This window comes from Sulfurimonas sp. (genome assembly GCF_023229105.1).
Taxonomy (GTDB): Bacteria; Campylobacterota; Campylobacteria; order Campylobacterales; family Sulfurimonadaceae; genus Sulfurimonas.
On the sequence record NZ_JALNZY010000070.1, the window covers coordinates 1 to 10,126 of the forward strand.

A 10,126-nucleotide genomic window follows, 5' to 3' on the forward strand; every position below is an offset into this window, starting at 1 on the left:
GTTGAGTTCTTGGAATTTTTGGCGAAAATTTTGGTTTAATGCATCACGAGTACGAATATCAGGACGGTAAGTATATTTTTGATCGACTAATTTATTTATAAAGTTTAGTTCTATATCATTTTCTTTTGTCATACTTCTTTCCGCTTGCTACTTTTACTTGTTTAAATATATTTATTGTGCATAAATTTCAATAGGTCTTAAAAATACAAAGGGTAGCATATAGATACTTGTAAAGGTATAAAACTGAGCATGGAGTTCTTGGACAAAGTAATCTTTTAATACCTATTTTTGCTTACTTTTTTTCATATTAAACAAAACAACCGCTGCAAATGCCAATGCACAGCCGATTATTGTTGAGAGGGCTACTGCTTCTTGGTAGGCTATAACGCTTGAGACTATTGCGCCGATAGGAACTATGAACATAAAAACGCCCGTTCTATGCGCGCCTATTTTACCTGCTGAGACAAAGTATAGCGTTGTGCTAAAAGTGCCGGGGACAACTCCTATAAAGATAATAGCCATCCAAAAAACATTATCATACGCCGCAAAATCAAAGGGGTGATAAGGGAGGGCAAACATCATATTTGTAAAACCTGCAACTCCAAAAACTACAAGCGTGTAAAACATAGGGTCTGCTCTTGAAGCGGCTTTTTGCGAAAGTATGGTAACTAGCGCCCAAACAACGGCGCATCCCAAAAAGTATGAACTCTCTACACTTAAAAATCCAAATCCCTCAAAGGGAACTCTTAGCAAAACAAGTGCCCCAAAGATTCCGATGGAGAGTGCGGCTACTTGCCTAGTTGAGACTTTTGTGCCTAGTATTGCTATGGACATCAAATATGTAAGAATGGGGGAGAGTGATGTAACCATTGTACCACCATATCCTGCGGCTCCATGAGAGAGCCCTGCAAAAAAAAGGTAGTTAAAAACAGAGGTCAAAAGCCCCGCACCGAGCATATACAAAAACCCTTTTTTATCTGTTTTTAGTGGAGTTTTTAAAAACCAAATAACAGGTATAAGAGTGATAAACGATATAGCATACCGCCAAAATGCCGCAACTTCGGCATATGAGTGTTCTGCTGCTATTTTACCAACCGTCCAAGAGACACCCCAAAAAAGCATGGCGATAATCATCCACACAAAGTAGCGGGTACTGTTTTTTTCGTTACTTATTTCTGTACCCTCTTTGGCTTATCCCACGTCCTGCATAGTTTTTCTTAAAACATGCCTGACAAATTCCATACGGCGAATTTATAGGCAGCGGCGCATTACACATTCTACACCTTGTGGCTAGTTGACTCTGCTGGAGTGAGTTTTCTATAAACTTGTTTAAAACTCCTCTTGAAGCTCTTGCTCTGTCTGCATCTATAAAGTAGTCGCCAAATCTATAACTAAGCCAGAGATAGAGCGAAATCTCTTTTACCATATCCTCAGCACGAAGCAGTTCATCTGTAGTCTGCGCATAGCTTCCATGCAAAATCGGCATAGTGTATGAAATGGGCATATTTTTCTCTAGTGCAGATAGATAACTCTCATAAGCCGCAATAATATATGGCGACTTTAGAGTCAGCGGTGCACATGCGAGATGGTACTTTGTAGCGATATCTAGAGCATAACTATCCACCAAAACGGAAACTTCCAACATATCCTCTAAGTTTGTCGCTATAAATGGGCCGTCAAACTCCATATTTTTTACAAAAAACTTAAGTATCTCATGAAGTGAATTCTCCTCAAGAATACTACCCACAAGCTTTATATGCTCCAAGTTTGCCATAACCCTAAAAGGTATGGCTATGGTTTTTGCCTCTTTGTAAAAATTCTTTTTGATGATATTTAAAACATCGCCACTCAGAGCTCCGACATAGCCGTTTTCATGCAGACCGTATCTTCCAGCACGCCCTGAAATCTGATGAATCTCGCTTGGCAACAGAGTTCTGTCATTTACGCCATCAAACTTCTCGGCTTTTGAGAAGAGAATAGTTTTTATAGGCATATTAAGCCCCATAGCAATAGCATCTGTTGCAACCAAAATCTGCGTTTCGCCGCTTCTAAATCTTCTAGCCTCTTCACGTCTTACCTCGGGAGAGAGATTCCCATAAACAACGCTAACACTAAAGTATTTAGAAAAAACCTGCTTGAGCTTAAGTACATCTTTTCGGCTAAAAGCGATGATTGCCGTATTTGGTTCTACATCTTTCTCATGTATAGGCTCACTTAGGAGCGTGAGCGGATTTTTTCTCTTAAATTCGATAATCTCAAGCTCTTCGCCTAGATACCGTGCGAGCGCTATAACCGCCTCTTTTGCGTTTGATGAACCCGTCATGATAATCTCTTTTGCGGGTGCTCCGATGATGGCATTTGCCCATGCCCAGCCACGGTCACGGTCATCAAGCATTTGCACCTCATCAATCACGCAGACATCAACATCCACATCAAAATTTAGCATCTCAATGGTTGAACTTATGTGCGTTGCATCTTCGTTTACAATCTGTTCCTCGCCCGTTATCAAGGATGCCTCAATCCCGCTCTCTTTTAAATCCTCATACCCCTCAAGCGCCAAAAGCCTCAGCGGTGCAAGATAGTAACCGGTGTCGGCACTCTTTAGTTTTTGCATAGCCTGATAAGTCTTTCCACTGTTTGTCGGTCCTATGTGAAGTGTTAGTTTTCTTCTCATATCCCTTGCAAGCGGGAAAAGGTTCTTAAAGTCTCTGATGGTTCTAGCTAGCAGTTCATATCTCTGTTTTTTAAGTATCTCATCATGAATGGAGTGAACAAATCGTTTCACACATTTTCGTGTTATTTTTGGCGAAATATTTAATGACACAGGCAGCATCTCAAGCAGCACATCATATACTTTAGCATAAAGCGCATCATCGCTTAGATGAAGAAGAGTCGCATAAGAGCCGCACTCCTCTACGATATCTTTTAAATCAGTTAAAAATTGTTGCTCATGTTCGACTCTAGACTCATTTATAGCATCATTAAAATCAAGCTCTTTTGCTCTCCATATATCTTCTAAAAGCGAGTTCAGCTCTACATGAAGCTCTAAAATATAGCTTTGGGATTTGTCTGAATATGGAAGCTTGCAACTCTGCTCTATGCTGATTAGAAGCTCCTCCTCATGAAGTTCTATCTCTACATCTCCAAGCACTCTTTTAACAATCTCTAAAAGAACGCTCTCTTTTATAAGCGGGTAAGAGAGTTTTGTTTTTGGAGGAGAAGCGCGAAGAGCCGTTACTATCTCCTTTTGTGTCATGTAGGGATGCGGGTCTTTGAGGTTTTTTATAAAACTCTTTATCTCTTGCTGTTTTTTTGCAACTACCCGCTCTTTTTCTTCTAAAATCTCACTTGCTAGCTGCTGCTCATCGCTATCTCTAAGGTAGTCATAATCATAATTTTTTGTACTAAGCGTAAGTATCTTATGAAAACTCTGTCCATATAAAACATAATGAAGAGAAGCATTAAACTCCAAAGAGTCATCAATGTCAAAAACAGCATCAACCCTTTTCTCAACTCTCTCTTTTTTGAGGCTGTACCTGATGTGATGGAGTTTTGACTCCATCTTCTCTATCGTTATCTTTTTACTTCTAACCTCTGCGAAAGCATCATGGAGCAAAACAGCCTCTTCGTGAGTTACATTTAGCTCTGCAATAAGCGCTTCTATCTTCTCATCTCTATCGAGGTTAGGCTCTTTTGAAGCAGTTGATTTATAAACCTTGCCCTCATTTGCAAAAAAGTTCAGTATATCTAAGCGAAAATCGTTTTCTGCCTCGCTCCACATCATCCTTGCAGTTTTTATAAGTACATCTCTGCTGTTATCTATATCGTAAATACCAAGCACGTTAAAAAGTTCGCTGAGTGTTTGCGTGCTTACCCTTAAAATCCCCACATCAAAGGGGTCGTCGTCAAAATATTTTCTAATTTTTTGGTTTATTTTGCTATTTTTTTTATTTTTCTTTGCCATGCAAAATTGTAGCTAAATATAGTTTTTATTTGAACCTGATTTTAGCTAGAATAGTTCTTTTTACTTTACATAAAGGATTTAAGATGGATAAGAGAATTAACGGCATAAATGTCAAGACTTTTGGCGAAGAAACTAAGCAGTCAATAGTTTTTATACATGGGTTCCCTTTTGATCACACACTTTGGGATGATGTGATAAGTGAACTTCAAGATAATTACTACTGTGTCTCGTATGATATTAGAGGTTTTGGCGACTCTGAGTTAAACACAGGTCAATACACAATGGAGAGCTTCACGGAAGATCTGGAAAATATTATCGCAAGATTAGAGCTGGATAAACCGATTATTTGTGGATTTTCTATGGGTGGATATATCGCACTTAGAACAAATGAAAAACTTAGGGGAAGTTATAAAGCCTTGATACTTGCAAACACTACAACAAGCAGCGATAACGATGAAGCAAAACTAAAACGCGCTGGGGCTATTTCAGGCATAGATGTTAATGGGATTGAGCCTTTTATAGATGGGTTTTTCTCAGCTGCTTTTAGTAAAGATTTTATTAAAAAAGAGCCGCTAAAGCTAGAAAAGATTAAAAATAAAATTATGAACTTCAATCCCATAGGCATAAAGGGTGGGCTTTTGGCAATGATTAGCAGAACTGATACTACTGAGAGTTTAAAAGATATAGAAATTCCCGTCTTGTTGATAAGCGCTGAGAATGACAATATCATACCTCCAGACACTATGACACAAATGGCAAATAAAATAAAAAATTCTACTCTCGTATGTTTAAGCGGCAGCGGGCATGTTAGTATGCTTGAGAAGCCAGATGAATTTACTAGTGCTGTTAAAAACTTTTTAAAGAGCATTTAGCACATCTGTTTAAAAGACAAAGAGATAGATGAAATTATTTATAAACCCTATGACCACACAGAAGATTAGATAAAAATCGTTGAAGGACATCAAAATGCCACAAATTAGAAATACCAAAATTCAAGATATAAAAAATCAAATAAATACTTCAAAACTTTTTTTTATAAATGATTTTAAGTTAGAATTTTTTGAAAATGGCAATATCCTAGCAAAAATTTCTTTTAGAGCTTCGGGTAAATATTCCTTTAGCATTGAAGAAAATATAGTTTCAAATAGTATTTTAGATATTCACATCCCAATACTTAATCAGAATCGAGAAAAAGTTCTTCAAACTATCGAGAAACCAGGTGATAATAAAAATATAGAAATACGTAATCATGAAAATCTTGATGATTGCATAAAAAGAATTTCTGAGTGGCTATATAATTTGGATGAAGATTTAAAAAATGAATTTACTTTTGAAAATATTGAAGAAATCTCAGATATTGAAAAATTTGAAAAAAAGTTAAATAATCAATTTACAGATGAAAGTGAAAGATTCACTCAGGAAGAAAAAGAAACTTTACTAAATAAAATTAATGAACTTCAAGAAAGAATCGAAAAATTAGAACAAAATAAAAATACTCAAAAACAAATCGAACTGCTTGAGCAAAGTAAAAATGAACTAGAAAAGTATCCTAAAAAAGCCTGGTGGCTAAAATTTTATAATAGATTCAATAGTTTAAATAAAGGACTTAATCTAGTGAATAATATCGGAGATAATGTAATCAAACTTTTTGAAAAACTTGGAAGCTAAAATGACTTATAATATATTTTTCGATGAAACAAAGTAAGGAAAATCAAATATTAACTTACGAACAATCAAATATCCAAGAACAACACCCTCTTCCCCCTATGAACAAATCTCCTCTTTATAATAACCCCCCCCAGTTAGAAACAAAAAAATATTGCAAATTGCAATATATATTATAGATAGCAACTATTATAGATAAAATATTGTCATTAAAAAAATTTACAAAAAGGTGTGACGCTATGAATAAAGAGTTAATCATGAACCTGCAAAGTAGTTTTAATAATATTGTTAATGTTTTGGAAGATTCAGACATAGAGTTTTGGTATGCAAGAGATTTGCAAAAAGTGCTAGGATATGAACGATGGGAGAATTTTGCAAATGTAATAGAAAAAGCTAAAACTGCTTGTAAAAATTCTAAAATTGAAGTTAGTGACCATTTTCGCGACATCACGAAGATGGTCTTCATTGGTTCAAATACACAAAGAGCTATTGAAGATATTATGCTTACAAGATATGCCTGTTATCTCATAGCTCAAAATGGCGATAGCAAAAAAGGGCAAATTTCTTTTGCTCAAACATATTTTGCTATTCAAACGAGAAAACAAGAACTTATAGAACAAAGACTAGAGCTAGAAGATAGACTTCAAGCGAGAACAAAATTAAAAGAATCCGAAACGGAACTCTCAAAAAATATTTATGAAAGAGGTGTTGACGATAGAGGTTTTGGCAGAATCCGCTCAAAGGGAGATATGGCACTTTTTGGTGGTAACACTACTCAAAATATGAAAGACAATCTGAAAGTACCAAACAAGCGCCCGTTGGCTGATTTTTTACCAACCATAACCATAACGGCTAAAAATCTTGCTACCGAGATAACAAATCATAATGTAAAACAAAAAAATCTCTACGGCGAAAACTCTATTACAAATGAACATGTCCAAAATAACGAAAGTGTTAGAGGGCTTTTAGGCGAAAGAGGCATTAAGCCCGAAGAATTGCCACCTGCGGAAGATTTGAAAAAGTTAGAAAGAAAAGTAAAATCTGATGAGAAAAAAATGATAAAACAGAGCGCTTTGCCAAAAAAGAAAAATAACAGATAGAAAATTAAATTTGTTAACATAAGACAAATCTTGAATAAAAGATAAAAATTGTCTTAATTAAAAATATTACTTGAAAAACCATGAGAAGCCTAAAAGTTAAATCAGATAAAATTTGTCTGATTTAAAAATACTAGAGCGTAATTCGTTCTTACCAAAGGATACACAATGAAAACATTGATTTTATTAATCGCATTAACACTAGGTGCTCTTCAAGCTGATAATATCGTAACTTACGATACAAGAAATGGAGACAGCGCTCCAATCAGCAAGCCTAACCACCCAAGTCAAGAGCTTTATTAAGAGTTGCGACTTTTAGCTCCACCCGCTTTTACGGGTGGAGTTTTTCTTTTCTTACTTCTTTTTGCTCTCTTTCATAACCATACGCACACTACTATATTATAATTTGGCATGATTCTAACAACTGCTTTAAATGCTTAAATAAACATCATTACAGCCATCTTTAACTAAAAAAATCATAACATTAAGCATATTGCTTTATAGGTAGATGCATGAAAATAAAATCTCTTTACATATCAGCGCAGGATAAAAATGCCGGTACTCTTTTTGTCTCTTTTGGGATGATGGAGACACTAAAAAGAAACATAGATAAGGTCGCTTTTTTTCGTCCTGTCATACTCTCAAAAGATACTCGTGATAAAGATATAGACTTTATTCTAAAAAGGTATAACCTTGATATGCCCTACGAGGATGCATACGGATTTGATGTAGATTATGTTGAAGAGATGATTGCCTCCAATCGTCTTGATGAACTTATAAACCAACTTATAGAGAAGTTTAAAAAACTTGAAAAAAATTATGATTTTATCCTTTGTGAGGGCATAAGGCGCTCTTTTTTAACCTCAACAATCGATTATGACTTAAATCTACTTTTAGCTCAAAACTTTAACTCCTCCGTTATAAACATCGTTAATGCCAAAGATTCACTTGCTCGGGATATTTATGAAAATATCTTGATTGAAGCTCAAAATATACACTCTCATGACTGCAGCCATTTTGCGACATTTGTAAACAGAGTTGAGGGAGAAAGGTGTTTGGAACTAAAAGCCAAAATGGCGGAGGAGGACATCAACGTATATATCTTAAAAGAGGTTGAGGAGCTTGATATACCGACTATTGAAGATGTAAAAGATGCTTTAAATGCAAAATTTTTATATTTTATACAGGAGTACAACACAAGAGCCGTAAGAGCCTTTAAAATTGCCACTCAGGATGTAGAGGGCTTTTTGGCACAGATGAAAAAAGATGACCTCGTTGTCGTCTCGGCAAACAGATCAGATATCATTTTGGCTATTATTGCAGCTTTTTACTCCAAAGAGTATCCAAAAATAAGCGGCATCATTTTTTCTTCAAATATAGAACTTGATGCAAATATACAAAAAATCATATCTGGTCTTAAAGATTTCAGCGTGCCTATGTTATCCGTAGAAACCGACACTTACCATACAGCAAAAAATCTGTTGCGTGTTTACTCAAGGCTTAGAGTAACGAGTGAGAGAAAAATAGCTCTTGCTCTTGGTTTGTTTAACTCAAGTATAGATATAAAAGCCATTGAGCAAAAAATAGCCACACAGACAAATGATGTGATGACCCCGATGATGTTCGAGTATAAACTCTTTGAGATGGCTAGGGAAAAAAGAAGAAGAATTGTCTTACCAGAGAGCAACGATGAGAGAGTGTTAAGGGCTGCGGAGATGATTTTGCGGCGTGATGTTGCAGAGATTATACTCTTAGGGCGTGAAGACGAAATACAAGAGGGTGCCAAAAAATTTGGACTTGATTTGAGCAAAGCAGCTATAATCAACCCTTTTGAATCTAACCTTCTTGAGGAGTTTGCAGATATTTTTTACATGAAAAGAAAAGAGAAGGGGCTAAGCCTTCAAGGTGCCAAAGATGCCATGGCTCATGTAAACTACTTTGCAACAATGATGGTTCATCTAGGATATGCAGATGGGATGGTAAGCGGTGCCATCCACACAACAGCAGACACGATAAGACCCGCCCTTCAAATCATAAAAACCGCTCCTGATATAAGCATCATCTCAAGCCTCTTTTTTATGTGCTTAAAGACAAAAGTTTTGGTGTATGGAGATTGCGCTCTAAATCAAGACCCAGATGCTGACGAACTTGCGCAAATTGCTCTCTCATGTGCAGATACGGCTCTTGCTTTTGGGATTGAGCCAAAGGTGGCAATGCTCTCTTATGCGACAGGCGAGAGCGGAAGCGGAGAAGATGTGGACAAAGTAAGAAAAGCTACAGAGATAGTAAAATCTATGAGAGCGGATTTGAAAATTGACGGACCTATCCAGTATGATGCGGCGATTGATAAAAGCGTAGCATCTTTAAAACTTCCAAATTCAAAGATAGCAGGCGAAGCAAATGTTTTTATCTTCCCAGATTTAAACACCGGAAACAACACATACAAGGCAGTTCAACGCTCTAGCGGTGCGGTTGCGATAGGACCTATTTTACAGGGACTTAAAAAACCTGTAAACGACTTAAGCCGTGGATGCAGCGTAAAGGATATAGTAAATACTATCTTAATTACAGCAATTCAAGCAGGACAAACAAGTTGAAAATAGCAATCATAAACTCCGGAAGTTCCTCCATAAAATGTAAAGTTTTTCTTATGCCAAGCGAGCAGATTTTAGCACATATCGTTGTCGAGAAAATAGGCGAAACTCTCTCTCTTATAACACTTACCCACAAAAATAACAAACATACGTCAAGCGCTGTTATAGCAACGCATCAAGAGGGGCTAAAAAGAATAAACAACATACTAAACGAGTACGGCATTGTTGCAAACTTTGCATCGCTTGATGCCATGGGGCACAGAGTAGTTCATGGCGGAGAGAGCTATAAAAGTGCTACTTTAATTGATAGCTCGGTTATTAAAAAGATAGAGAAGCTTATTCCTTTGGCACCGCTTCATAACGGAGTCAACCTTGAGGGAATTCTAATCAGCCAAAAAAAAGCTCCCAATATAGCACATTTTGCAATTTTTGACACCGCATTTCACGCAACTATGCCAAAAGAGGCGTATATGTACGCCCTGCCTTATGAGCTTTATGAAAAACACAAAATCAGAAAATACGGCTTTCATGGAACATCGCACGCCTTTGTAATGAAAGAGGCGGCAAAAGCGATGCATAGAGATGCAAAAGAGCTAAACATAATAACGCTTCATCTTGGAAACGGAGCGAGCGTCTGCGCGATACAAAACGGCAAAAGCGTCGATACTTCTATGGGATTTACTCCCTTAGAGGGGCTTATCATGGGAAGTAGATGCGGGGATTTGGATCCTGCAATCTTGCTTTATCTTCAAAGAGAGCTGGGGCTTAGTACAGATGAAATCGATGACCTTCTTAACAAACAATCA

The 10,126-nt window shown here is 36.7% G+C and carries 8 protein-coding genes; 6 read left to right on the forward strand and 2 right to left on the reverse strand.

The features are described from left to right. Positions 1–282: 282 nt before the first annotated feature. Together M0Q17_RS08970 and M0Q17_RS08975 are read right to left on the reverse strand one after the other, a co-directional pair. Entirely contained in the window at positions 283–1,134 is an 852-nt protein-coding gene (locus tag M0Q17_RS08970) for a DMT family transporter (protein ID WP_295086093.1), read from the reverse strand. 31 nt (positions 1,135–1,165) lie between these two features. Further along, the gene (locus M0Q17_RS08975; protein ID WP_295086081.1) at positions 1,166–3,964 is read right to left on the reverse strand and encodes an SUV3 C-terminal domain-containing protein; all 2,799 of its coding nucleotides are present in this window, start codon (positions 3,962–3,964) and stop codon (positions 1,166–1,168) included. A gap of 83 nt (positions 3,965–4,047) precedes the next feature. Here M0Q17_RS08975 and M0Q17_RS08980 point away from each other — a divergent pair, with 83 nt between their 5' ends. The 6 genes from M0Q17_RS08980 to M0Q17_RS09005 all read left to right on the forward strand — a co-directional run. After that, the gene (locus M0Q17_RS08980) at positions 4,048–4,836 is read left to right on the forward strand and encodes an alpha/beta hydrolase (RefSeq protein WP_295086083.1); all 789 of its coding nucleotides are present in this window, start codon (positions 4,048–4,050) and stop codon (positions 4,834–4,836) included. A gap of 94 nt (positions 4,837–4,930) precedes the next feature. Then, complete coding sequence (locus M0Q17_RS08985; RefSeq protein WP_295086085.1) at positions 4,931–5,632, forward strand: hypothetical protein; 702 nt, start codon at positions 4,931–4,933, stop codon at positions 5,630–5,632. 236 nt (positions 5,633–5,868) lie between these two features. Further along, complete coding sequence (gene dinD, locus M0Q17_RS08990; RefSeq protein WP_295086086.1) at positions 5,869–6,729, forward strand: DNA damage-inducible protein D; 861 nt, start codon at positions 5,869–5,871, stop codon at positions 6,727–6,729. Positions 6,730–6,894: 165 nt separating this feature from the next. Continuing rightward, on the forward strand, positions 6,895–7,029 hold the full coding sequence (locus tag M0Q17_RS08995; RefSeq protein ID WP_295086087.1) for a hypothetical protein: 135 nt from the start codon (positions 6,895–6,897) through the stop codon (positions 7,027–7,029). A 209-nt stretch (positions 7,030–7,238) separates the two neighbouring features. Continuing rightward, entirely contained in the window at positions 7,239–9,323 is a 2,085-nt protein-coding gene (pta, locus tag M0Q17_RS09000) for a phosphate acetyltransferase (RefSeq protein WP_295086089.1), read from the forward strand. Beyond that, the coding region (locus tag M0Q17_RS09005) for an acetate/propionate family kinase (protein ID WP_295086091.1) at positions 9,320–10,126 on the forward strand (807 nt) is incomplete at its 3' end. The genes pta and M0Q17_RS09005, both read left to right, overlap by 4 nt.